Annotated in this window: 21 protein-coding genes, 1 pseudogene and 1 riboswitch; of the genes and pseudogenes, 10 read left to right on the top strand and 12 right to left on the bottom strand. The window is 30.0% G+C overall.

Annotation, left to right across the window (positions count from 1 at the left end):
• The first annotated feature begins 32 nt into the window (after nt 1-32).
• Nucleotides 33-1,217, top strand: a complete 1,185-nt coding sequence (locus G9F70_RS26005; RefSeq protein WP_164947350.1) for an MFS transporter — start codon at nt 33-35, stop codon at nt 1,215-1,217.
• Between the two features lie 323 nt (nt 1,218-1,540).
• Nucleotides 1,541-2,398, top strand: a complete 858-nt coding sequence (locus G9F70_RS26010; RefSeq protein ID WP_164947351.1) for an AraC family transcriptional regulator — start codon at nt 1,541-1,543, stop codon at nt 2,396-2,398.
• Between the two features lie 266 nt (nt 2,399-2,664).
• On the opposite strand, the gene G9F70_RS26015 is transcribed toward G9F70_RS26010, so the two are convergent.
• The 3 genes from G9F70_RS26015 to ribB all read right to left on the bottom strand — a co-directional run bounded on the left by G9F70_RS26015 (nt 2,665) and on the right by ribB (nt 5,148).
• Nucleotides 2,665-3,651, bottom strand: coding sequence for a phosphotransferase enzyme family protein (locus G9F70_RS26015; protein WP_164947352.1), 987 nt, complete (start codon nt 3,649-3,651; stop codon nt 2,665-2,667).
• A gap of 66 nt (nt 3,652-3,717) precedes the next feature.
• Entirely contained in the window at nt 3,718-4,344 is a 627-nt protein-coding gene (locus G9F70_RS26020; protein ID WP_164947353.1) for an HAD family hydrolase, read from the bottom strand.
• 165 nt (nt 4,345-4,509) lie between these two features.
• A complete protein-coding gene (gene ribB, locus G9F70_RS26025) occupies nt 4,510-5,148 on the bottom strand; it encodes a 3,4-dihydroxy-2-butanone-4-phosphate synthase (RefSeq protein WP_164947354.1) in 639 nt (212 codons plus the stop codon).
• Nucleotides 5,149-5,466: 318 nt separating this feature from the next.
• Nucleotides 5,467-5,580: riboswitch (FMN riboswitch) on the bottom strand.
• Nucleotides 5,581-5,995: 415 nt separating this feature from the next.
• On the opposite strand from ribB, the gene G9F70_RS26030 reads away from it, so the two are divergent.
• Nucleotides 5,996-6,898, top strand: coding sequence for a Druantia anti-phage system protein DruA (locus G9F70_RS26030; protein ID WP_164947355.1), 903 nt, complete (start codon nt 5,996-5,998; stop codon nt 6,896-6,898).
• A gap of 1,411 nt (nt 6,899-8,309) precedes the next feature.
• Here G9F70_RS26030 and G9F70_RS27570 read toward each other — a convergent pair.
• A pseudogene (locus G9F70_RS27570) lies at nt 8,310-9,495 on the bottom strand (reverse transcriptase domain-containing protein).
• 763 nt (nt 9,496-10,258) lie between these two features.
• Nucleotides 10,259-10,732 carry a tyrosine-type recombinase/integrase gene (locus G9F70_RS26040; protein WP_164947356.1) on the bottom strand — a complete coding sequence of 158 codons (474 nt, stop codon included), beginning with the start codon at nt 10,730-10,732 and terminating at the stop codon, nt 10,259-10,261.
• A gap of 450 nt (nt 10,733-11,182) precedes the next feature.
• On the opposite strand from G9F70_RS26040, the gene G9F70_RS26045 reads away from it, so the two are divergent.
• Both G9F70_RS26045 and G9F70_RS26050 read left to right on the top strand, forming a co-directional pair.
• Nucleotides 11,183-11,725 carry a sigma-70 family RNA polymerase sigma factor gene (locus G9F70_RS26045; protein ID WP_224617963.1) on the top strand — a complete coding sequence of 181 codons (543 nt, stop codon included), beginning with the start codon at nt 11,183-11,185 and terminating at the stop codon, nt 11,723-11,725.
• Between the two features lie 66 nt (nt 11,726-11,791).
• The gene (locus tag G9F70_RS26050; RefSeq protein ID WP_164947357.1) at nt 11,792-11,953 is read left to right on the top strand and encodes a YvrJ family protein; all 162 of its coding nucleotides are present in this window, start codon (nt 11,792-11,794) and stop codon (nt 11,951-11,953) included.
• Between the two features lie 78 nt (nt 11,954-12,031).
• Here the strand turns inward: G9F70_RS26050 and G9F70_RS26055 are convergent, their stop codons facing one another.
• From G9F70_RS26055 to G9F70_RS26065, 3 genes are read right to left on the bottom strand one after another with little or no spacing between them, the layout of a single operon-like run.
• Entirely contained in the window at nt 12,032-12,652 is a 621-nt protein-coding gene (locus G9F70_RS26055) for a hypothetical protein (protein WP_164947358.1), read from the bottom strand.
• A complete protein-coding gene (locus tag G9F70_RS26060) occupies nt 12,649-13,500 on the bottom strand; it encodes an ABC transporter ATP-binding protein (RefSeq protein WP_164947359.1) in 852 nt (283 codons plus the stop codon). The genes G9F70_RS26055 and G9F70_RS26060 overlap by 4 nt, the downstream gene beginning before the upstream one ends.
• A gap of 21 nt (nt 13,501-13,521) precedes the next feature.
• Nucleotides 13,522-15,618, bottom strand: coding sequence for a hypothetical protein (locus G9F70_RS26065; RefSeq protein WP_164947360.1), 2,097 nt, complete (start codon nt 15,616-15,618; stop codon nt 13,522-13,524).
• A 496-nt stretch (nt 15,619-16,114) separates the two neighbouring features.
• On the opposite strand from G9F70_RS26065, the gene G9F70_RS26070 reads away from it, so the two are divergent.
• A complete protein-coding gene (locus G9F70_RS26070; protein ID WP_164947361.1) occupies nt 16,115-17,377 on the top strand; it encodes a helix-turn-helix transcriptional regulator in 1,263 nt (420 codons plus the stop codon).
• A 45-nt stretch (nt 17,378-17,422) separates the two neighbouring features.
• Nucleotides 17,423-17,587 (top strand): hypothetical protein, encoded by a 165-nt coding sequence (locus G9F70_RS26075; RefSeq protein ID WP_164947362.1) that lies wholly within the window; start codon nt 17,423-17,425, stop codon nt 17,585-17,587.
• 312 nt (nt 17,588-17,899) lie between these two features.
• Here the strand turns inward: G9F70_RS26075 and ispG are convergent, their stop codons facing one another.
• On the bottom strand, nt 17,900-18,949 hold the full coding sequence (ispG, locus tag G9F70_RS26080; protein ID WP_164947363.1) for a flavodoxin-dependent (E)-4-hydroxy-3-methylbut-2-enyl-diphosphate synthase: 1,050 nt from the start codon (nt 18,947-18,949) through the stop codon (nt 17,900-17,902).
• Between the two features lie 161 nt (nt 18,950-19,110).
• Between ispG and G9F70_RS26085 the strand changes: the two genes are divergently transcribed.
• Nucleotides 19,111-19,977, top strand: coding sequence for a LysR family transcriptional regulator (locus G9F70_RS26085; protein ID WP_164947364.1), 867 nt, complete (start codon nt 19,111-19,113; stop codon nt 19,975-19,977).
• Nucleotides 19,978-20,101: 124 nt separating this feature from the next.
• Here the strand turns inward: G9F70_RS26085 and G9F70_RS26090 are convergent, their stop codons facing one another.
• The gene (locus G9F70_RS26090) at nt 20,102-20,599 is read right to left on the bottom strand and encodes a hypothetical protein (RefSeq protein ID WP_164947365.1); all 498 of its coding nucleotides are present in this window, start codon (nt 20,597-20,599) and stop codon (nt 20,102-20,104) included.
• Between the two features lie 174 nt (nt 20,600-20,773).
• Between G9F70_RS26090 and G9F70_RS26095 the strand changes: the two genes are divergently transcribed.
• Both G9F70_RS26095 and G9F70_RS26100 read left to right on the top strand, forming a co-directional pair.
• The gene (locus G9F70_RS26095) at nt 20,774-20,974 is read left to right on the top strand and encodes a hypothetical protein (protein WP_164947366.1); all 201 of its coding nucleotides are present in this window, start codon (nt 20,774-20,776) and stop codon (nt 20,972-20,974) included.
• Nucleotides 20,975-21,150: 176 nt separating this feature from the next.
• On the top strand, nt 21,151-21,759 hold the full coding sequence (locus tag G9F70_RS26100) for a transposase (protein ID WP_224617965.1): 609 nt from the start codon (nt 21,151-21,153) through the stop codon (nt 21,757-21,759).
• 159 nt (nt 21,760-21,918) lie between these two features.
• Here the strand turns inward: G9F70_RS26100 and G9F70_RS26105 are convergent, their stop codons facing one another.
• Together G9F70_RS26105 and G9F70_RS26110 are read right to left on the bottom strand one after the other, a co-directional pair.
• Nucleotides 21,919-23,361 carry an IS4 family transposase gene (locus tag G9F70_RS26105; protein WP_224617501.1) on the bottom strand — a complete coding sequence of 481 codons (1,443 nt, stop codon included), beginning with the start codon at nt 23,359-23,361 and terminating at the stop codon, nt 21,919-21,921.
• A gap of 459 nt (nt 23,362-23,820) precedes the next feature.
• Nucleotides 23,821-25,092, bottom strand: a complete 1,272-nt coding sequence (locus G9F70_RS26110) for an MFS transporter (RefSeq protein ID WP_202882674.1) — start codon at nt 25,090-25,092, stop codon at nt 23,821-23,823.
• Nucleotides 25,093-25,340: the final 248 nt, after the last annotated feature.

Genomic DNA, 25,340 nt, shown 5'->3' on the forward strand with positions numbered 1-25,340 from the left:
AACATTTTTTTTTTAGAGAGGTGGAATTTTAAATGCGTAAAAATTTTTTGTGGATCATTGTGGGGATTGTGCTTATGAATGGAATCGGGATGACGGTGGTGTTCCCGCTATTGCCATTTTTACTTGGCAACTACTTGCCCGCTTCGCAAATAGTTGTAGGAATGAGTGCGCTGGCATCCGTTTTTGCGGCTTGCACTTTTTTTGCAGCGCCAATATTTGGGGCACTAAGCGATCGCTACGGTAGAAAAAAGATTTTAATCATTAGTTTACTCGGATCTGCTATAGGATATATTCTGTTTGGTATCGGTGGATCGCTGTGGGTGCTCTTTATGGGCCGGATAATTGATGGATTAACAGCAGGCAATATCAGTACGTTGTTTGCTTACATTGCTGATAGCACAGAGCCGCAGGAGCGCACAAAATGGTTTAGCTATATAGGTGCTGCCATGGGAATAGGATGCATGATAGGGCCTGCACTTGGAGGTCCGCTTGGCGCCATTTCAATTACACTACCGTTTTTCGTTACTGCAGGTATAATGCTACTCTCCACTATTTGTACCTATTTCTTTCTGCCGGAATCACTGTCTCCTGAAAAACGATCAACCCATTTTTCCATAAAAAGTTTCAATATCTTCGGTCAGTTCAAAGATATTTTTACCATGAAAGAGGCCAGATCGCTTATCATCGTCGGAGGATTTTTCTATGTGGGACTCGGAATCTATCAATTCAATTTCAGCATCTTCTTAAAAGATATTTTCTCCTGGGGGCCTGCGCTTATCGGTGGTATCTTTACTATTATTGGAGCCTGCGATATTATTTCGCGAGCTGTGTTATTACCACGTCTTCTTAAGAAGTTCAGTGAGCGAAATATTGGTATTGTTGGTCTTTTCGGACTAGCACTGGGACTTAGTCTAATAATTCTTAGCGTTCACATCACGTCTCCAGTACTTATTATTGCTGCGGTTATGAGTATCACACTAGGCGAAGGATTGTTCGATCCGTCCTACAACGGACGACTCTCAAAGTCTGTAGATGAAAATAGCCAAGGAAAATTACAGGGTGTAAATCAAAGTTTGCAGTCCGCTTACAGAGTTCTTGTTCCTCTTACAGCTGCTGCTATATATTCATTCAGTCCCGGCATTCTATATGGAGTGGCAACTTGTGTTATGATTGGATCGCTCATTTTATTCTCGAAATTACAACCGCAATATACTTAAAAATTTTATACAATCTAAGAAGTAAAATTGCATACAACAAGGTTATATGCAATTTTAAAGACTTTGATGATAGTTCTGATTACAATTTAATAGATAATATGAGACCTTTGAGGGAAATATTGCAATAATTTATAAAAATTAGAATTGTATTTACTATAATGATATACTAATAAATAGGTCGTAGATGTAAAACAATTTAATAAATAGTAATTTGATGTACAGGTTATTTAATAATCTTTCAGACAAGACAAAACATAACACAAAAAGTCGGGAACAACCGCTTGAAAAGAGATAAGATATATGTACAGACAGGGGTGATGATTATGGGGTGGATTGAAGGAATCGGTGAAGCTATCAAATATATTGAGGAGAATATCACTGAAGAAATCGCAATAAAAAATATTGCAAAAAAAGTACTTATGTCGACCTTCTATTTCCAAAAAGGCTTTGCAATGCTTTGTGGTTTTACGGTGGGAGAGTACATCAGACAACGCAGGCTTACCCTTGCCGGCGGTGAGCTTGTTTCTACTGATGAAAAAATCATTGATATTGCACTGAAATATGGCTATGCCTCACCAGATAGTTTCACAAAAGCTTTTACTCGATTTCATGCTTGCACACCTACTGCTGTTCGAAAAGATGGAGCAATGATTAAATCGTTTGCTCCGCTGAAAATCAAATTTTCATTGGAAGGCGGTTATATTATGGATTACAAAATTGTTAAAAAAGATTCGTTTACTGTCATGGGCGTATCAAAGGTATTTAAATATGATAGTGCAACTACAGAAATTCCACAGTTTTGGACAGAGCATTATCAAACAGGAAATGGGAAATTTGTATGCGGAATGTACGGAGTATGCATAGATGATAGCATGGGTTCAGATGAGTTCGAATATTTGATTGCAGACAATTATAATCCGTCCATAGAAATATCTAATGGTTTTGTTACAAAAATTATTCCTAAACACACCTGGGCTGTTTTTGCCTGCAATGGCGCAATGCCGAAAACTCTGCAAGATGTGAACAGAAAAATCTTCTCAGAATGGCTGCCTAATTGCAGTGATTATGAAATTGCAGCAGGTTATAATATTGAAATGTACACCAATACGGCTGATTATCCGCAAGGTAATCAAGACGAAAACTACTACAGTGAAATTTGGATTCCTGTTAAGAAAAAATAACTACGTAAAGGATCACAATTCGGAGTTCATCAAATTCCAATTTGTAAAGTTGATGTAGAACAATTTTAGATTTAGTTTTTGTCGTATCTTTCGCATAGTGTGACTTAAATCCTACCTTTTTCATTTTTAAGGAATATGTTTAAAATATATTTTAGAGTAATTAAAATACCGATATATTCAAAGAATTCTTTGAATATATCGGTATTTTGGTAATATATGTCTTAACGTATAAAATCCGCGTTTTGCGGTTACTACCCCAAAAAGTATTATTTTTCATGGCACAGTTTAGAAAAATCCAAATCTATAAGTGTTTTTTTATTTTCTATACATTCTTTTCTGCAAATCATATATTTCTTTACCCATGGGCTGCAACTATCAAAAGTTTTCCAATTATATAGCATTGAATACATTATAATTTCTCTTAATTTTAAAAACAATGGTAATTTCGTAATCCAATAATTATCTAAATGATTTTCCTTGTTATAACCTTCTAAAAAATATTTTATAAAGCATCTTGCATCTTCTTCTTTTTCATTAGAATCATAGTTTTCTACATAAAAATAAAATAATTGAATAGAAATATCATTTACAAACCAGCCATATTCACAATCATCAAAATCAAAATATGTTATTACATTATCAGAAACGTTAAAATTTTTAAAATGAATATCAGAATGAATAATTCCGTATGAAGAATGATTCTTAGGTAATTGATTTAATTCATTTAATGTGTTATAAAACTCTTTATATATAATCGTCTCACTTTTGTCAACAGTTATGTTTATGTAATTTAATAAATTTGAATTATACCATTGAGGTCTATAAAAATATTTTTTATTTAAATTGCATTGTTTTGATAAGTTATGCATTTCACCTGTGAGTCTTCCCATATTTTCAAATAATTCTTTATTTCTATATTGTTTTTTTGCATATATACCATATGCTTTTTTAAAAGCTGTTATAAAAAAGTCATTGCCATCTACAGTTACAACTTCAATTAGTTTACCATTAAGAGATTCTATTGCACTAGACACAGAAACTTTATTATCAGATAAGAAACTAATCCAATCTAATTCTCCATATATGAACTTTAAATTTCTTCTTTTACTATTTGAAACTCTAAGAATATATTCTTTATTGTCTTTAGAATAACTGTAGACAATATTTTGATGACTTATAAGCTTTTTTAAACTGTTTCTGCTTATTCCATAGCGGTCTAAACACGCATTTATAATCTTATTATTAAGCTCCATTATATTTTTATCTCCCCAATACAAATTATTCGTCTGAACAATATAGTGCTATATTTACTATAAATACTAGCCAATTTTTTTAATAGCATCTATTAATTGAATTGGCTCATTTATTACAAATTTATTATTAGGATATTTACTTCTGTCATATCCCCAACCATATTCAACTAAAATTATATGTTCAATCTTAGCCTCTATTGCAGAACTATAATCAGATAATCTATCACCAATTACTATCACTTCATTAGTTTTAAGATTATATTTTTCAAGTATAAGTTTAAATTTTTTAGATTTGTCGGTTGTACAATTACCATCTATAAAAGAAAAATATTTGTATATATTATACTTTTTAAGCTTTTGTATAACTTCTTTTGTATAATTTGAAGATATTAAGGTTAAATTGTAATAAGTATTTGCCCAACTTAAAACATCTTTAATTCCATAAAAAATTTCTGGATTTTGATTTCCTATCTCTTCCCCAAAAATTTCCATAGCTTTTTTTTGTTCATCTATGTCCATGCCAAGATTTTTGTAACATTCACTAAAATTAGCTCCATATGATTTTCTAAATTCGTCAATTGAATCAGGAATTTTCACATTAAGTTTATTTCCTATAGTTTTATATATATCGTAAACAGTAGGAAGTGAATCTACTATTACACCATCGTAATCAAAAATTATTAATTTAATCATTTTTTATCTCCTCCCCCAATAATTTAGTATACTTTTAAAATCACTTATTTATTTGGGCATTGCATAAAATACAGAATCCCATAGATTTGAGTTATAATGGACATTAAAATAAATAGTAAAAAACACCACAGGAATGCACCTATGATGGTTTTTAATTTCATCAACTTACATATTTTGTTTATATTCAAAAATATCATCTATAGAAACAACAGTCATATCATGTTTTTTAGCAAAATCAATTATCTGTGGCAATTTCATCATTGTTCCATCAGCATTTGTAAGTTCACACAAAATTCCTGTTGGTTTATGTCCTGCTAAACGCATAAGATCAACAGTACCTTCTGTATGTCCACGTCTAACTAAAATCCCTCCTGTACGTGCACAAAGCGGAAAAACGTGGCCAGGGTGACATAAATCTTCAGGTTTACAGTCATCTTTTACAGCAGTAAGAATTGTAGTAACTCTATCAGCAGCGGAAACTCCTGTAGTTACGCCTTCTTTAGCTTCAATTGAAATAGTAAATGCAGTTTCATATTTACATGTATTATTAGGAACCATTTGAGGTAAATTTAACTCTTTAATTTTATCCTCTGTTAAACAGAGACAAACAATACCGCTGCATTCTCTAATTAACATAGCCATTTGAGGCACAGTAAGTGTTTCAGCAGGAAAAATAAGATCTCCTTCATTTTCACGATTTTCATCATCAACAAGAATTACACCTTTACCTTGTTTAAGAATACCCAATGCTTTTTCTACACGTTGTAAATTATTACCAAATTGATTCAATAGTGATTCATTCATTAAAAACCCCTCCAAATTATAATAAATTTTACATAAAGCACCTAAAGTTTTATACTGTATGTGTATTATCTTTCTGTGGAATTTGGCTATGACTGCAATATCACACTAGCATATCTATTTTATATATGCTAAACAGTTATCTACAAATTAACTTTTTTGATTATATAATGATGGCTTGATCACTGATCATTATGTAATAAAGTTAGTTTTTATTTTTAACACATTTTCCTAAATTACACCACAAAAAATCCCCTTAAGCAGCCTTAAGGGGATTTGAGAACACAACAAATATATATAATAAAAACTACGTATAATTGCATTCACCTTCTTTCATCCAGACTATACTGTCGGCTCCGGAATTTAACCGAATCTGCCTTACGGCTTGCGGGCTATACCGCCGATAGGGAATTTCACCCAACCCTGAAGGATACTTTATATAACTTTATTATTAATATACCATTTACATTATTCCTTGTCAAACCAAAAAATCAAATTATAACCATTAAAGAGAAACTTAAGTTAAAATAGTTTCTTTTCAATGGGACATTGGTATTAGGGGCACTATTGGCGTGTTTACAACGAAAAACTAATAATATGCAACAGAAACTTACCCATTATTAGGATATTCTGATAATTTACAGGAAAATTAGGAGGAGTAGTATTTTGATAAACCAAATCTCGCACCATTGGTGCGAGAAATTAGTTGGAGCAGAGCTGAAGCATAAAAATATAGCCCTTGTGTAGCAAGGGCTACAAAGTTTTTTTGAAAAACTTTTTCTTAAATGCCCCTGGACAACATCACAGCTTAAATGTTATGATAATATTGGAAAGGTAGGTGGGGCACAATATGGACAATATTATTATGGCATCCTCCGGACGAAATTTCACATCTCAAGATATAGATCTTATCAAATGGACACGAAAAAAATATTCGCATTTATCAAGAAAAGAATTAGCAGGTACTGTATGCGAGTTTTTAGACTGGACTACGCCAGCTGGAAGAGCCAAAACACCTCAATGCGTAGCATTTCTAGTGGAGTTAGAAAAAGCTGGGATTATTGAATTGCCACCTGTAATTATTAAGTCAAAAAAAGTATCAGTATCAATAATACCGAATTTTTATATAGATACATCCTCTATTGTAGGGGATTTAAAAGAGTTTGAACCAATAAAATTAGAGATTGCAAGAGCCGGAGCCCAATTGAAACTATGGAGAAAATATGTTAATGATTATCATATGTTGGGAGATAGGCAGGTATTTGGTTCTAGATTGTACTATTTTGTTAAAAGTGGAGACAAGAAGCTTGGGTGTCTTGAATTTTCCGCGTCAGCGTGGGCACTTAAACCACGTGATGAATGGATAGGATGGAGTATTGAAGATAAAAATGTAAGGCTTCATTTCATACTGAATAACAGTAGATTTTTAATATTTCCTTGGGTTAATATCAAAAATTTAGCAAGCAAAGCATTGGCTTTATCTATAAAGCAAATTCAAAAAGATTGGCTAAGAGAATATTGTTATGCGCCAGTGTTATTAGAGACATTTGTAGATACTTCTCAATTTGCGGGTACATGCTATAAGGCCTCAAATTGGACTTATTTAGGTGAAACCAAAGGTCGTGGCAGAATGGACAGAAAAAAAGAAATGCAGCTACCACCAAAAGCTATCTATATGTATCCACTGCAAAAGGATTTTAAGGATTGTCTTAAAGGACTTAAACCATGCAAGGTGGTGAACCCTGATGAATAGAACAGAAGAGCGACACAAGAAAAGAAAACAGGAACAAGACCTTAAAATTAAAGAATTAGATAGTTATCAGTGGAGATTAGTTAGACAATAAAACTCGCATTGGTTCTTAAGGGCTACGCCCGTAGGGAGGTGGAGTGAAATGAATGCAAATGATTATAGCCACTCTTTTGAGGGCATTTTTGTCGTTCATTTTTTTACTAATGGCTAAAAATAATAATATAATGAAGGTTACTTTAGCAAGAATAATTACGCAAAATTAAAAACAATACCAGTAATTCATAATTTAACATGAAATTAGTGCTTTTAAAAAAAATCATGCTTCAGCTCTGGCAAAAATAGTGAAAGGTGGAAGATATCTAAAGTTTAAATTATGCAGCAGTTGCCCTTACAAAGAAGTATTTTTTAATATATTAAATAGAATTTTCTACATACCTATATAGGTTCATTTGATTTAATAATTCATTTGCAAAACTTAATAATTTAAATAATATGATTAAAACAAATTGGTGAAGTGTATACTTTTTAAAATGTAAATATATGTATAATCATATTTTATGTGATTTCTATCCAGGAAACGCGATTTTTGTAATGAAAATAAATAATAAAACTCAAATTCTATGTGTTTTTAAAATTAAACCCATAAAATTTAAGTTCATGAATAATCCGGGTTTATATATCAAACATTAGAGGTAAGATATCTCTAACTCCTTTTCCTGTGAAATACATATTATCTATATACCCGTTAGGCCAATACCGCCGCGCTATCGGTTTAGTGCTATTCTTATAACTACAATTACTTAAAATGATAAGCAATGTAAATTAAAGTTTTTACTGCATCTCTTTTATGTACATAATATTTATATCATCTACTACTCATCAGCTGTAATGGTGTACTTTGATTCCCAAAGTTCAAAAATGTAGCATCCCCAAGTGCAATAAGCACCTTAGTAGAATGATGCCTGGTTTAGGTATATTTTATAGAATATTCTTTAAAATGCAATATTAATTTCAATATATATATCGTAAAATATACTCTCATAAAATGGTGTTTTTTAATAAAAATCCTTCATAGATTAAATATGAAGGATTTTTATTACTTATATTTCATTTTTATACTGCAAGTCTAGTCTCGCAATACTGCAAACCCTCTACCTAACCCAAATTACTTTGCATATAAACTTCCTTTTTCTGATCCTCTGTTATGCCTATATATCTTAAAGTTTGTGTTTTAGAAGAATGATTAAATATATCCATTAACAGCTCTATGGTTGTTCCTCCAGTATAGGCGTGGTAACCAAAAGTTTATAGTGATAGGTAAGGATTTGATATTATCTCCACCTTTTCCCCCACCTCACACCGTACGTGAGACTTTCACCTCATACGGCGTTCCAACAAATTGTATTATATTTGATTAAATAACTGAATTTCCTACTAACTTTCTTAGAGAATTGACACATTTTAAACCTTTATTATCTAGCCTTAGTATATCCATATACTTATTTATGGTATCTTGTTTGGTTGCATGTACTAATTTATGAGAATCGGCACTTAACCATACAAGGTTCTTATATTCATCAGTTCCACCTAAGTGTTTAGGGTTCTTATGATGACATTCCATTTTCCAAGGAATTAGAGAGGTTTTTGTTATGTAACATATCCCTCTTTGACCTGCCATAAGTGATAATCTATTGTCGTTATATTCGGTGGTATTGTTACCCATTTGGTTACGTAGTAAGTATTCTATATGCATAGAATATTTTCCACCTAAACTTGCATGGATATGCTCCCTACCTTCCTTTGTATAACTACATATTTCTCTCCTAAAGTTCATTGGAGGTTTTGTTCTACAACCATATATCGGGAAAATAGAGACTCCATGTATTGTGTTTGGTTTCCCATTGAGAACTTATCCACCAGTCCAACTCATTTAATACTACATTAGATAATAGAGGGCTAATAATACCACCTTGAGGCGTTCCTTTTGTGGGAATTCCTTCACCTTGTATCTCTGATTTAAGTATTTTACCAATGATGCTTAGTAAGCTCTTATCTTGTATGCCCATATTCCATAATTGTTTTTTTAACTTTGCATGATTAACATTATCAAAAAAACCTTTTATGTCTATATCTACGACATGATGTAATTTAGATGCATTTATGAGAGACATACATCGACTTATAGCGTGTTTCGTAGACCTATTTGGTCTGAAACCATAACTATGGTTATGGAACTTAGCTTCACATATTGGCTCTAATGCTTGAACAATACATTGTTGCATTATTCTATCATCTATACATGGAATACCTAAAGGTCTAGTTTTGTTAGAGCCTTGTTTAGGTATTTCCACTCTTCTCACACTTTTAGGGTGATAGTTTGCAAACTTCCTTTGTATAAGTTTAGTAAACTTATTATTATCCATAGCTTTAAAATAGGAGATATCTTTGTTATCCGTTCCAACAGTAGTTGAACCTTTATTACCTTTAATATTCCTATATGCTAATTGGATATTTTGCTTCGAGGTTATATATTGCAGTAGATTAGTAAAACTTTTGCCTTCCTTAGAGTCTTTATACAGATTGTCAAATACGTCTTGCATATTATAATATTCATTATTTCTTAGCTTCTGTCTTTTCTCTAATTTAAAGTTTTCCTTCAAGTCAATTACTACCCCTCACGGTGTTTCATTTCTCTTAGTCTTACTCGAACCTTGAATTATTCAGTATTTAATTTTCAAATAACAATTTGTCTAGTGGCTATTGCTAGGAGACCGTTACAGAATCCATTGTAGCTTTATGCCACCACTTTCACTTGGATTAAGATAAGTTATACGTGCGTTTTCCTTATCACTACTTCATGGGGAATAAACCCTCCATATTCCAAGCTTCCCTTGTTCCGTTATTACTATCTTTACATATATATCCTTAGGTCATTGGTATAAGCCTTGTAAGCTTGATAATGCCTGTAACATTATATGGATTTTCATATAAGAAAATCTTACTCATCCACACTCACTAACACATATGTGTTATACCCATTTCTGAATATTCACCATAAAGACCCGTACATTCCCAATTTCGTCAGTTCTTATGAACTTCCTAACCATAAATATTTTATAGACTCCCGGCCTATCATACACTCGACCACCTCTGGTTCGCTATTCGTGTAGGCATGGTATTTCTTCTACGTGCGGTGTACTCTCAGCCGACTTCACCGAGCTTCTAACATTTAGGTGTTTACTCACCACCACGCTAGTCGGAGACTTAGAGAAAGCATTTCAAGGCGTTACCCTTTCATTCTACTTTTTGTTATAACAGTTCTAATTTTTGAATTCAATCAACTAATTAGTCTAAGCTTTTCACTTAGAAACAAGTCGCACTTCTCATAGTATGGGTACCAACCTCTCCGGATATTATATTTCCTTTATGATCCCTTTCAACCAGGCCTATCATTTCAGCAGCATTATTTAATATGTACCAGGCATGTTGACGAGATATTGGTTTGTTTTCTGATTTCTTACTACAAAACACGTACATATCTGGCAGCACTTCCTCTAAACTGTCCGCATAGCCTTCAATTAGTTTACTTACTATGGATCCTATGTAAAACTTTTTGGTTTTTGAAGTTTTCTTTTCTGTTATTGTTACATATTCTTTGGCACTCATGGTTTTGAAATTCATAACATCATCAAAGGTTAATTTTAAAATATCACTTATACGAAGTCCAACATTTATTCCAAGAATAAATAGAAGCTCATTTCGAAGACTCTGATCTCTTAAATAGGATCTCATAATTCTTATGGTTTTTAAATCTCTTATAGGTTCTACAGTTTTCATTTTACATCTTCCTTTATATTCTATTTTGTTAAATAGTTAACAATTACTAAATTCATATCTAAATTTGTTAAATATTGTCGCATGTATTAGGTTTTCAAGGTAAATTTATATCATATCTTTTCGCAAATTAGAATTCCCAGTTTTTATATTACACAATATATGAAAAATAGTCAATATGTAAGATTAGAGGTAATTGGTAATTTACAGTTTTTTACAACACTAGTATTTGAGCCATTTCTTATCTGACATAACCCGCTTGTGTCAGATTGACAATATATTACAAACCATTTTCGTATTTGTAATATATGTAAATACATTATTTGGTATTATTTTTTAGAAGATATTTTTCATGTATTATTATTTCTTTAATCTTAGCTTTAAATAGATTAAAAAAATGATTTAACATTTGTTACAAAATATGTATAATAGATATATGAAATAAAAAGGGTGGTGTTTATACTGGAGAGTTTAGTTGAAAAAGCAAAGAATGGGGACAGAAAATCTTTGATGGATATTATTGAAAGGTATAAGTTTTTGATAATTAAGTTAGCTGGAAGTTACCACATACCCTCCTATGAATTTGATGACCTGGTTCAGCATGGATATCTTTCTGTTATAAAAGCAGTAAATCTTTATAACCTTAATAGCAATACTTTTGATGGTTACTGTATACATGCTATTAGAACTAATTTTAAAGCTCTTTTAAAGGGAGAAATAAAACACTATAGAGAAGTTCCAAATGCGGAGCCTATACGTCTCGGCGTAGCGTGTGAGTATGAATTTACATTAGAGGATGAAGTAATAGCTTTTGAGGAGGCCCAAAGGCTTTATAAAGCCTTAGAGAAATTAGATCCAGTTGAAAAAGATGTTGTTGCCAGATTTTACTTACGCTATGATAGTCTTCGCGAAATAGCCTGTGATGGTGATAATAGTTATACTCACTATAGAAAGGTTAAAGATAAAGCTTTAAAAAAACTTAAAAAATATATTTAAAAGATTATAGGAACTAATTGAAATAAGCATATATATTATCTATAGCGGTGAGGGAGGTGGTGCGTCATGTATGATGCATTTGTTAAACTGGTTAATACAGTTGGCTTCCCTATAGGTGTGACAATATATCTGCTTGTTCGATTTGAGAAGAAAATTGAAGATCTCAATAAATCTATTTCTGATTTAACTGCAGCTATATCCACCGTTATAGGAAAATCTCAAAAGTAAGGGTACCTAACTTTGGTATCCTTATTTTTTTATATATTATTCAAAGCAACAATAAAAATAACTTATTTCATTTTTTATCTACATAAACTTAAACCTCTTTAATATTAAAAATTGTCCTATTACTAAAAACACCAATGATAATAATACAATATATATGCCTGTTTCTATTGTTTGTGGTTGTGAACCAAAATTATAAATGTTAATAAATGACAATACTTTACCTTGACTTAATAGTTGAAATGTACAATAACCAATTACTAGCCCTATACTTACACCTGTGTTTGTTGTTATTAAAACTAACATAAAGCCTAGGCTAACATAAAAAAAACTTTGTATAATTAATTGAATAAAGACTGATTTAATAATAACAATATCTACACCGCATAATAAGATTATTATATATATTGTTATTATATATAACATATAAAATGATAAACATCTACCAATTCCTATCCACCAACGATTTATTGGATAAGAGAAAAAAACCTCATTCCCATCTTCCTCCACTAAATTGTAAAAACATATAATACACCACCAAGCAGCAACCACTGGAAGTACAGCTTGTAGTGCTATACTAATAATTCTTTGATTTTCAAATAACCTGCAATACATAATTAACAAAACATCAACTAAGAAAGGGATATAGGCACTTTTCCCAAGTGCCATCCATTCATTTTTAAATAAATTTTGTTTTTTCAACTAACTAAGTTTAAATATATTTCTTCTAAAGTTGGTTGAACTTCCTTAGCTGACTGATATGGTTTATGTATTGATATTACTCTTAATTTATATCCAGTATTTGTTTTATTTTGCTGAGTAATTTTAAGCTTATCTTGTAAATTTAAAAATTCATCACTAGATATCTCGAATTCCCAGGATATCCCTTTTGAAGAATTCTTAATTTCTTCAATTTCCCCCTCTAATATAACTTGTCCTTTATTTATAATTGCTACATTTTCACACATCATCTCAACATCTTCTACAATATGAGTAGATATAATTACAATGTTAGTACTACTAAGCCCCTTAATTAAGTTTCTAAACCTCATTCGTTCTTCGGGATCTAGTCCTGCTGTTGGTTCATCAACTACAAGTATTTTAGGATTTCCTAAGATAGCTTGAGCAATGCCTACTCGTCTAATCATTCCACCAGATAACTGTCCAATTTTTTTATCTTTATGATCCATAAGATTTACCTTCTCTATAACATCAATAACTTGATCATTTAAATCTTTTTTAATTCCTTTTAGGACTCCTATATGTTCCAGTGCTTGTATTATTGTTAAACTTTTATACAAAGAAAATTTTTGAGGCAAATATCCAATTATTTTACGTACATTATTTTTATTATCCCAATTTAAATCTCCATAGGTAATTTCCCCAATATCTTGATTAAGTACTGTGGTTAAAATACGCATCAACGTTGTTTTTCCTGCTCCATTAGGTCCTAATAATCCATAAATACCAGGCCTTAATACAATATTTATACCATTTAATGCTTTGTTTTTCCCAAAACTTTTAACTACATTATCAATTTTTAGTATCATTATAGCTCCCCTTTATTTTAATTACTTCATTAACTTTTCAAGATCATTCCACTTAATTTCGGTATCAGCATATGCCATTTCTAGCCAATCATTAAAGAATTGCTTTATTCTATTATTATTATTCGTCATAATAAAATCACTTAATTTTTTATAAATTTTTACTCTATCTTTCTCATTAGCCTGTTCATAAATATTTACTCTATCCAATAACATATTAGCACTTGATAAATTGCTATTTAAATAGTCATTTTTATACCTATTGGTACACCAAGTTATATATGAATGAGTAAAAGCCTCCTTTATGTAAGATTGCTTATTATTCCAGTGATTGTTGTATATAGTTGATTCTAATACCCAGTTTATAGTAACATCTGGATAAACGAGGAAATCACCTTCTATATAAGCTTCATTAATCGATACAATACAATGGTCACCAAAATTATAAATACCATCATTTCTGAGAAACACATTTGGTAAAAACATATATGATCTTACTTTATTCTCATTGCCTTTAATTATATTGAAATCATTCTTAATAATAGTCTCATTTTTTTTACATTGTTTAATCATCTTAGGAACATATTCATTATATTTTTTATAAGATGCTGGGTAATAAAAATCAATATTTTCTTCTGTTTTTCCCTTTTTTAACCATCCATTAACCATAGTAATACCAATAGGTGATTTGCCTTTCCAGTGATTAATTCCTATAGCCTCCAAACTACATATAGGTTTTCCAGGACCTTCATATGTAATTTCATATTCAATTGGCTTCTTTTGTTCATTGTAATTAAATGAAATATCATAAATGTCATTTGAATTTGTAACAATAGCTGATTCATTTCCTATAAAGGGAATCCATGCAAAGTTAGTAGGCAACATCCATGCATTTGTATCTTGGTAAAAATAATTTACTGGTAATCCCTTATAACTTATTCTTATATTAAAGTCTTTATTAACAATAAATTTATTTAAAATTTTTATATTATCTTTTTCACGTATGAATGCAACATCATTATTGTTTATCTTTATTGTATCTATTTTAAACCCTTGAAATAAAACAAAATTTATTTCATTTACTGTTTTAGTAGGCTTTATATTCATGTCTGCAAACATTGTTATATCATTATTAATATTCATTTTAATATTAGAATTTATTATCTCAAATTCATTCTTATCTTTTTTTATATTTTCTTCAATACTATACTTTTTTTCAATATCATCCATAGTGTAACGGTAATAGTGCATTTTCACATATTTAAATGATATGGTATAACTTACTATAAGGATAATAACAATAGAAATTAGACTATAAACAGTAATCTTTTTCTTTAATTTATTTTTTTGATAACGGCAAAATAACATTAACAACACTATAACTAAACAAAGTATTAATAATAATCTTATAATCCATAAATCCTTTTGCATTTCATACCCAAAAAGAGAATTCATGCCTTTATGTGGATCCATTTGCCCTATATTTATTGTCATAAAATAAGGATGTAATACTATTTTAAATTGATCTAGTAATGGATCAATTATCCCCATACATAATGGCCCTGTTAATAAACCAATAAGTATAATAAAGAAATATGCTAATTTAGAAAAAAGAATATTCCCCAAAATAATTCCGAAAGTACCGCTTATAATAAAAGGTATAACCCAATATAGGAAAATATATTGAATTGACGGAAAGTAATAAATCATATCTATATCTTTTAACAAAAAATAGGATATGATTGCAATATCTGATGTAATAAAAATAATTCCTGCTATTAAAATAAGATTTATTATTTTTGATATTTGTTTTAGCACATATCCATTAGGTAATGTAACCATAAGTTCATCACAGTTGTTAGAATATTCATTTTTGCCATAAAAATAACCTACAAACAAACCTAAAAATATTAATATTTGTACCCAATATGCTGATAATGTTAATGATGTTCCAATTTCTTGATGTTCTGGCATTATAATTAATGTTTGTGTTAAAAGAATTCCTGTCCATAAAATCAATATTAAGTAGAACCACCAAGCTTTGAATGTAAATCTATTTTGAATCCTAATGCAGTCTAATAATTGCCTAACTATATCGTTTTTATATGATTTTCTATTCACAATAAAACTCTCCTTTTCTTGACTAATATAAAATGTACTTTAGAAATTTAAATAACTTAGGAAACACCTTAAACAGTTAATTATATAATTAAGACTTATGAAAATTTTTCATAAGTCTTAATGGTTGCATTATTCATGTATTAGTCGTAAAGATTTCCTGCTCCCCAACAACCCTTAGCTAAGGAGTTTACCGATACTAATGTTAATGCCTATAAAATATGACGTTAATAATCAGCACCATATCTTGCATTTTTACTGTGTTTTGGTTAGTTCTTGTCTTATTATTAGTTAACAAGAATAATGTTAATATTACATATATTGTAATATTAAATTAAACATAATACAACTATTTTCATAAACATTTGTTGCTTTATATTATATTTATTTTTATTTTTAATATATTGTAAATAATGATAAAAAAAACTATAAATTAGTTTTAATATGCTTTATAATTATGATAAATTACTATAAATAGTGTAGTTGAAAGGTGATCTATATGAAGTTCTTAACTCCAAGTGAAAAAATTAAAGAAACAAGAAAATATTTAAAAATGAAGCAAGAGGATTTACAAGATGAAAATGTCTCTAGAGGGCTAATAAGCATGATAGAAACAGATCAAAGAGCATTAGCTAAAAATGTAGCAATAAAACTTGCTGAAAAATTTAAACAAAAAGCTAAGGAACTGGATATTAAGTTTGAAATAGATGAAAATTTTTTATTACGTTCCCCTGCAGAGGATGCTGAGCTATATTGTTTAAAAAAACTTGAAGGCTCCATTATAAATGAAGAAATCATTGAAATAGCCTGCAAGTTTAATCTATTAGAAATTAAGGCTTCTTTTTATAGTAAGAAAGGAGATTTTTATCTAGCTAGAAAAGATTATGATAATGCGTTTATTAACTATAATAACTCTATGTCTATTTATAATGATAATAAACAACATGAAATTATTCCACACCTTTACTTCCAAATGGGAATTTGTAAAGCAAGAGATTATAAGTATAATGATGCATTGTCGTATTTTGATATTTGTGAGCGTTATTCAGTGATGTACAAGGATACGAAAACACAAAAATTAGTTTTATATGATATAGCTTTATGCTATAAAAAAATTAATAAATTCGAGTTAGCATTAGAAACTATTCAAAAGTATTTACTTTTTTCTAACAAAAAAGATAATTTTTATTTTTATGCTAATTTTCTTAAATCAAATTGCTATAAAGCTATTGGTAAATATGATATTGCTATAGAAATTTATAATTCCTTACGTGCAGAGCTTCCAAAACCTGAAGATCCTTTATTAGGATACATATATAATAACTTAGGGGTCCTATATTTAGATAAGGCTGATTTTAAAACCAGTTTGGAATGCTTTGAAAGGGCTGAAAAGATTAGGAATGCTGTTGATAAAAATAATTTATGTCATACACTTATAGATAAGTCAAAAGTCTTTTTTAGTCAACATTTTTATGCTGAGGCAATCAAAATAATAAATTTAGGTTTAATAAGTGCTGAAACTTATAAAGATTATGAATACTTATTGAAGGGTAATTATAGTCTTTTACATATATATGAAAGCATAGATGACATCTCAAATTTAAAAAAGATTTATTTAGTAATTGCTAATTTATTAAAGGATAACAATAATTTTAGTGAACTTACCTTGCTATATACTAAATTGTCGCTTATATATTTAAATGAAAATGATATTGAAAAAGCAAAAGAATGTCTTATTTTGTCACAAAAATTATATGAATAAGTTGCATTGTTCATGTATACTATATATATGGGGGTGAATATTATTATGAAAAATAAATTGGTAAAATTATTAAGCACAGGGATATGTTGTATTATGGTTTCTTTATTAATATCAACATACATACCACAAAATAGTACAGTAGCATTAGGTTCTAATTCAATAGCCAAAAGTAGTGGTACTATTCTTATTGATGATCCACCTTTTCATTAAGCTTAAAATAGATAGGATTTATAGTAATTGCCATTAGTATTTCTATATAATAGTTATTAAGTTGAACTAATAATAAAGTAAGGGTACCAGTTTAATTTAGGTATTCTTATTTTTTTATATATTTTTCAAAACAACAACAAATATAACTTATTTATGTTTATTATCCTTGTTGTTGTTTTATAGGTTTAACAATATTTAATAGGTAATTCTAAGTTAGTCATATCAACGTGTGTACTTAACTACTACATTTTCATACCGAAGTACTACACTGCTTTTTTATTGTAGTAGCATTCACATTTCCTATCATTATATTTATAGTTTTTCAATTTCTTTCATAAGTTCTTCAACTAAATTTTCTTCTTTAACCTTTTTTATTACTTTTCCCTTTTTAAATATTAAACCCTCACCATTTCCTCCTGCTATACCAATATCCGCTTCTCTAGCTTCTCCTGGTCCATTAACAACGCACCCCATTATAGCTACCTTAATATTTTTTTCGCAATTAGCTAATCTTTTTTCTACTTCCTCAACTATTTTTATAAGATCTATTTTTGTTCTACCACATGTAGGACAGGATACAAACTTAACGCCTTCTTCTATATGACCTAAAGCTTTAAGAATTTCACGACCTACCTTAACCTCATCCAAAACATCCCCAGTAAGTGAAACTCTTATAGTATCACCAATACCCTCTGATAAAAGAGTTCCTATACCTATGCTAGATTTTATTGTTCCACGCCACAAAGTTCCAGCTTCTGTAACTCCTAAATGAAGAGGATAATTTACTTTTTCAGAAATCATCCTGTAACTTTCTATCATATGCATCACATTAGAAGATTTTATAGAAATACCTATATCATAAAAATTCAAACTCTCTAATATTCTTACATGCCTTAGAGCACTTTCAACCAAGGCTTCTGGGCAAACTTTTTTATATTTTTCTAAAATGTCCTTTTCTAAAGAACCCGAATTTACTCCAATTCTAATAGGTATATTATTATTTTTTGCAGCTTGGGCTACCATTTTTATTTTATCTATGTTTCCAATATTACCAGGATTTATCCTTAATGCAGCTACCCCACTTTCTATAGATTTAAGTGCTAATTTATAATCAAAATGTATATCTGCTACTAGAGGTATATGAATTTGTTTTATTATATCCTTCAAAGCCTCTGCCGATGCTATATCAAGTACAGCACACCTTATAATGTCACAACCCGCTTTTTCTAAGTTAAGGATTTGATTTACAGTAGCATCTATATCTCTAGTATCTGTATTAGTCATAGACTGCACCGATATCCTTGAATCTCCACCTACATAAATGTTTCCTAGCTTTATTTTTTTTGTAATTTTCCTATTCATTAATTTCATCTCCTATAATCTAAGGATATTATCAAAAATTAAAAGTAAACTTTTATTAATTTTTTTGAACTTATATATAGTATAACAAAGGGTTTTCAATTTTAAAAACGAATTATATTAATAATAACAATCGAAATAACAGATAGTAACTGGAGGGCTTTATGAATTTTGAATCAATGGAAACCTTTGTTATCCTCTCAGAGAATGGAAATTTTACCAAGACTGCCGAGCTACAATATTTAGTTCAATCAACAATTTCAAATAGAATAAATGAACTTGAAAAATACGTGGGGAAAAAATTATTTGTAAGAAACAATAAAAATGTAAGACTCACAAAGTCAGGAGAGGCCTTTCTACCATATGCTAAAAGGATGATTATGTTAAAAAAAGATGGAATAATAAAAGCCAGATCTGTAGGAGTATATGAGGATAGATTAGCATTAGGATTAGTTGATTCAATATATAAGGGTATTATATCGCCAATAATAAAAGAATATTTTTTAACCTTTCCCAGTATCGCGGTAAAACTTAAAGTTAATCATTCAGAAGAAATTATAAGACTATTAGGTGATGGTATATTAGATATTGGATTTGTTTATACAAAATTTAAATCAAGTAAATTTGAAGTTATTGATTTTTTAGAAGATGAAATAATCCTAGTGACAAGTCCTAAAAATAAAATAGTACTTGAAGAAGAAATTCTTTACTCAGATTTAATACACTTACCCTTGCTTTATGCAGATTTAGGAGAAGATTTTTTTGAATGGTTAAGTAAACTGTTTGGAAATAGTCCTTTATTAAAACTTTCAGTTGATGAACCTTCCTATGTAATTGATTTTGTTAAAGAAGGCTTTGGTTATGCATTTGTTACTAAATCCGCTGTTAATAGTGAGCTAAAATATGGAGAGTTAATACATGTAAAAATAAAAGATTCCATACCACCCAAAAGGCAAATATATATGTTAATTAATAAAAACAAAAAAAATTCCATTGCAATAAAAAGTTGGTTAGGAATAATCAATGTTTAATAATTTAAATATTAGTATTAATAAGGAACATTCATTTTACTTAGGCAAAAAAATAAACAAGAGCATTTATTTACACTCTTGTTTATGAATATCATACCTATGTTGTTATTATATATCTTGATAATTAATCAAATAAATCTATATGAGAAACCTTTATAGTATTACTGGCACTTATGCTTATGTTAAAATTACCACTTGCATTTGCGCCGATAATTCTAATAGTATATTTTCCATCTTTAGGTATAGTAAAATTTAGATTCCCCTTGTCATTTAACTCATTTTTTTTTGCTATAATATTATATTCTGAATTTAAAATCACAATGTAAAATTTGCCTTTACTGATTTTTGTATTATCATTAATAGATATTTTATTACCTTTGTTGGAGGTGAACTGCATTAAATCCCATTTACCATTAAATTTTTCAAAGTCAAAACTTTCATTATTTTCACCGATTTCATCATTTCCTTTATATCCAAAACTTTTTTCGGCTGATTTATCATTGCTTGATAAATAATTATTTGAATCAATATTCGGAAAATAATTCTTATATAACACTGCCCCTATTCCTAAGATTATTATGGTTATTAAGCAAATGATAATTAAAATACTTCTTTTTTTCATTTTTCTAAGCCCCATTTCTAAAATATTAGGTATATTTTTTAAAAAAACATATTAAAAATTTTATAAATAATCCCCAGCACATTTTACAATTATATCATAACTAACCATTATTTACTATGATTTAGAGTTGTTGAGCTATAAGCTATTTATCATCTTTATGTCTTAGCGTGGGTTTTGTCGGAAATGGTAGTTGGACTTCATATAGTATTCAATGCAATAATAAGAATAAATATGTTTATTCTTATTATTGTTGCTTTATATGTTTTAAGTGTTTTAAACACACCTCAAAGCATTGATATGACTATAGTTAAAAATTTAAATTATTTTATTATGAACTCTAGTTATGATTTAAGTTTAGAAGAACGTGCGACTTAACTGAATGCTTAACAACCTATATAACTCAAGGCTTCATTCAAAAATATGAATCCCGGATTATTCATGCAACACTAAAAAGCTATGCCTTACATAGCTAAAACACTGTATTCTATAAACTTTTAATTTTTCATGAAAAAAGTGATAAAAAAGTATATGCAAAAAGCCTCAAATTTGTTATGTTTAAGTTGACAAAACAAAACACAAAAACAAAGGAGAGACTTCTTACAATGAATAGTGTAAATGAAAAATCATTAGAATTCAACAAAAAAATTAAAATAGATTTTGAAGGTGGAAATTTAACATCAGATGCAGGGCTTTTATTATATAAAGAATTTGATGAAAAAATCGGCTTTAGTAAAACAATCAAAGAAAATATTTGTATTATAGATAGCTCAGCTGACGCTAGAACACATAAAAATGAAGACATTGCGATTCAAAGAATATATCAACGAATCGCAGGTTATGATACTGATGATAATGCCGATGAACTTAGACACGATCCTACTTTTACCAATATACTTGGTAAAGAATCATTAGCCTCTCAACCAACAATTTCTAGGTTTAATAAAAGGGTTACTGTTGAAACATTAAAAAGCCATGAATATATTAATGAAACGCTACAAGATAAAATTTATTCAGTTAGAATGCCAGAGCATATTATTTTTGATATAGATTCTACGAATTTTCAAACCTATGGTGATCAATATGGTTCAGATTATAACTCTCACTATGGTTCAAATGGATATGGGGTACGGCAACATAGCCATCAAGCTAAGCCACATTAAATAATATTGGACTATCACCAGCTACAATATTTTACCATTAATTTTTCTTTTGTGAATTTGAATGGTGTATTTTAAGTGCATATTAGTATTCAAATAATTTCATGTCACGCCAAAAAAACCACTATATAGTGGGAATATTCGCAATTTTATTAAATTGGTCTATGCTGCAACTTTAACCTGTGTTGATGTTAGTTTATAACAAACTCCGAGAATATCAAAAACAGTTTTCTTATCCTTTTTATGAGATTTCAGACCATTCCTAACTACATTTTCAAATATTAATTTTAACGTATTAAAAACTTTATTAGGAAATTTGATAAGCTCAAAATATATCCCATCAATATATTCATGAACTATTTCACAAGTCTTAATTTCACTGGCTTCAAGCCCTTTATTTTCTAAGGCTAAAGTCCTCATTTTAAACATTATAGCAGAGCTTATGAGTAGCAAAATAAGTTTCCCATAAAGCTGACATTGAAACCGTTCTATTTTAACTAACTTTACAACCTGTATACTAAATATGGATTTCCATGTTTTAAAAATTATTTCCACCTGCCATCTTAAGCTGTAAAATTCATGAACCTGTTTTGCACTTAAAACTTCTTCTGTAATATTGGTTATATAAATAGATATCCCTAATAATTCAATAGTATTATCACTTTTTTCTATACCCTTTTTCTTAGCGTTCTTCACAGATTTTTCTGTTCTTTTTTTCAATTGATCATTTGTTAGTTTATATAAAATAAGCCTTGTTTTTAGTGTCTTTTCCTTACCTACATAGACATCCTTAATTTCATAACGGTCCCCCTCTCCCATCTGTTTCATTATGTCAGAAATATAGATTCTTTTAAAAAGGCTTGATTTTTTGGGGGCGCCATTCTTATAGTACTCTATATCCTCATTGTCTATATATACAGCTATATTAGGTTTGAGTCTTGATATGAAAAAGGCTTCTCTATTTTCTATGTCCAAAAAATCTTCAAAGTTGAAATATCCAAGATCCCTTAAAATAAGATCCCCAGATTTGATAGTATCTCTTATTTTGCTCCCAAAAGTATTGTCGCTTCCAGAGCCAGCTCCTACTTGTATATTAAGAAGATTTCCAGATTTCAATTCATATTCTAGTTGTATTTTTACACCTGAAGCTTGAGAACAGCCACCAGATCCAGGGTAAATATCTTTATAGCTTTCTGGTACTTGAAAAGCAGTAGAATCAAGTATTCTTATTCGTTTGAAATGTTCATCCCATACACTTGGTATACAAGTATTATTTGTTATTGTTTGGCGCAACAGATTCTCAAAAATTTTCTTTAAAAATTCCACGCATTTTTCATTTAAACGTTGATCTAATGCTTGATTAGAAATAACTATTCCTATTTTGGCACTAAGTTTTGTACATAAGGTAACAAGTGTATTATTCGCAACCTCTGCATCCATAAAGCAGCATAAGCAAACGAATTCCCATGCGCGAATTTTACCTTTTCTTTTCACAAAACCTGTTTCTCTTGCTATTGCTTCAAGCTCCTCTTTTGAAAAACAACTTTTAAGTTCAGCTGCAAAAAGTTTCATATCTTTATCCAATTTTAAGTTTTCTTCTATCATTTGTAAATTACCCCCATTGATGTGTTTTTATTATCTTTCAAATAATAACATTTTCACAAATGGGGGGCTTTATTTTTATAGAATTTTCTTAGCTTGATGGCTATGGGGTACGGCAACGATTCGTGCAAAAAACAGCCACAAGACAGTAATTTCCATTTTTAATGAATTATAAATCAAAATGGTACTACTATTTTGTGGCTATTACAACATGAAAAAATAAATAGTTGAACTAACTAAAATTTTCAAATTATAAATATCTTCTCATTAATTTAAAACTTTGACCTCTTGGATCAACTAGCGGTTGAGTTGACATAAATAATAAAAAATTCGTAACATCTTCCGGTGTCTTAATTTATTAAGATTAATATTAAACTTATGCAGTTCCTGAGCTAACACTTTTGTTAACATCCATAACCCCTTAAGCAACACCCCATCTATATTGCAGTTTTGATAAAGTTTTTATAACTTACGAATTGGGGACAATAATGCAATTGAAACCTCAACTCCCTTAGAAACAGCGGCAATCGCGAATACTGCAACTGGATTGATTGAATTCGAAACTAAACTACCTACCATCATGCCAAGCGGCATAGCTAGGCGTGTAAACACGCGAGAGAAACCAAGCACTCTTCCTAACATATTCGAAGGAATAGTTTCCTGACGTATCGATGTCGAAAGCGTGTTCCATGCCACATTGCAGATTGTAACGATGCCAAATGCGATTCCTGGACTTAGCCAAAACCGGCTAACTAATGCATACAGAAAACCACATGTTCCTACAATTAAGAGTATAGGTATAAGTACCCCCCTTCGAAAGTAACGTTCCAAAGGAACCACGATAATACTTCCCACTAAACCACCAAGGCCAAGAAGTGCGTAGTTGTAGCTAATTTGGGCCGCATTTAAATGGAGTGTGGAGAGGAGATAGAACATTAAAACTCCATAGGCTGCACTATACCCAAAGTTGCCAATCATGGCCTGTAGGGAGAGAGTTAAATTCAACTTGTCGTGAATTAAAAAATGCAGTCCCTCCCTCATTCCACGAAAAATATCACTTAGTCCCGTTTTCGTAACCGGTTTTACCAAGGTCTGTATTCTCCATATAGCCCATAATGTTCCTGCGAAAGATACGGCATCAAACCATAACGTACGGTAGCCTCCAAGAGTGGTTATCATAATACCGGCAAGAAGAGGACCAATTAAATCGCCGGCTTGATTAACTAATTGATACGATGCATTTGCCTTAGTAAGGTTTTTATTGTCTATTAAATGGGGGATAACAGCTACAACCGATATGTCAAAAAGTAATGACAACCCTGCCAAAAGAAATGATATAACATAAAGTTGCCAAAGTTGCAAAATACCCAACATTTGCATTAATGGAACTAAAGCGACTAAAATCGCTCGTGTTACATCAGCGAACATCATCAGTCGTCGACGATCCCAATGATCAACGCACGCACCAATGATTGGACCAAATAACACAATTGGCAATACACTGACTGCATACATTGAACCCATAACAATAACTGAATGTGTTAGTTCATATGAAATCCATGGTATAGCAAAAGTGTAAAGTGCGTCACCTAATCTCGAAACTAATTGTCCAATTAGAAAAATACGAAATTGAAGTGGCAACTGTTTAGATATAGCCTTGTCCAATCGGTGTAGAAGTAGTCTTAGAATTGAACTATCCTCATTTTTCAATTCTTTAAAAGATTTATTATTCACTTAATCACCTCTTATTGGGATCTAGCCAACATTTCTCTCAAATCACACCAACAGAAATAAAAAATAACTTTAAATAAAGTGATAACAATACTTCTACAACTCTGACATATAATTTTAATTTTAAAAAAAATACCACTCCGCAAAGGGATACCTTTATGAAGATGTTATAAATTTTTTACTGATGTGATTCAGAGTTATGTTGGCGGTACCCCTTATTAATTACTTCGCATAAGTAATTAAGTCGTCAT

The sequence above is a fragment of the Clostridium sp. FP1 genome, from assembly GCF_011065975.2.
GTDB lineage: Bacteria > Bacillota > Clostridia > Clostridiales > Clostridiaceae > Clostridium_AD > Clostridium_AD tagluense.

Excerpts from the sequence above, each read along its gene's own strand:
- G9F70_RS26005 (WP_164947350.1), top strand. The coding sequence starts at position 33 with ATGCGTAAAAATTTTTTGTGGATCATTGTGGGGATTGTGCTTATGAAT.
- G9F70_RS26010 (WP_164947351.1), top strand. The coding sequence starts at position 1,541 with ATGGGGTGGATTGAAGGAATCGGTGAAGCTATCAAATATATTGAGGAG.
- G9F70_RS26015 (WP_164947352.1), bottom strand. The coding sequence starts at position 3,651 with ATGGAGCTTAATAATAAGATTATAAATGCGTGTTTAGACCGCTATGGA.
- G9F70_RS26020 (WP_164947353.1), bottom strand. The coding sequence starts at position 4,344 with ATGATTAAATTAATAATTTTTGATTACGATGGTGTAATAGTAGATTCA.
- ribB (WP_164947354.1), bottom strand. The coding sequence starts at position 5,148 with ATGAATGAATCACTATTGAATCAATTTGGTAATAATTTACAACGTGTA.
- G9F70_RS26030 (WP_164947355.1), top strand. The coding sequence starts at position 5,996 with ATGGACAATATTATTATGGCATCCTCCGGACGAAATTTCACATCTCAA.
- G9F70_RS26040 (WP_164947356.1), bottom strand. The coding sequence starts at position 10,732 with ATGAAAACTGTAGAACCTATAAGAGATTTAAAAACCATAAGAATTATG.
- G9F70_RS26050 (WP_164947357.1), top strand. The coding sequence starts at position 11,792 with ATGTATGATGCATTTGTTAAACTGGTTAATACAGTTGGCTTCCCTATA.
- G9F70_RS26060 (WP_164947359.1), bottom strand. The coding sequence starts at position 13,500 with ATGATACTAAAAATTGATAATGTAGTTAAAAGTTTTGGGAAAAACAAA.
- G9F70_RS26070 (WP_164947361.1), top strand. The coding sequence starts at position 16,115 with ATGAAGTTCTTAACTCCAAGTGAAAAAATTAAAGAAACAAGAAAATAT.
- G9F70_RS26075 (WP_164947362.1), top strand. The coding sequence starts at position 17,423 with ATGAAAAATAAATTGGTAAAATTATTAAGCACAGGGATATGTTGTATT.
- ispG (WP_164947363.1), bottom strand. The coding sequence starts at position 18,949 with ATGAATAGGAAAATTACAAAAAAAATAAAGCTAGGAAACATTTATGTA.
- G9F70_RS26085 (WP_164947364.1), top strand. The coding sequence starts at position 19,111 with ATGAATTTTGAATCAATGGAAACCTTTGTTATCCTCTCAGAGAATGGA.
- G9F70_RS26090 (WP_164947365.1), bottom strand. The coding sequence starts at position 20,599 with ATGAAAAAAAGAAGTATTTTAATTATCATTTGCTTAATAACCATAATA.
- G9F70_RS26100 (WP_224617965.1), top strand. The coding sequence starts at position 21,151 with ATGTTTAAGTTGACAAAACAAAACACAAAAACAAAGGAGAGACTTCTT.
- G9F70_RS26105 (WP_224617501.1), bottom strand. The coding sequence starts at position 23,361 with ATGATAGAAGAAAACTTAAAATTGGATAAAGATATGAAACTTTTTGCA.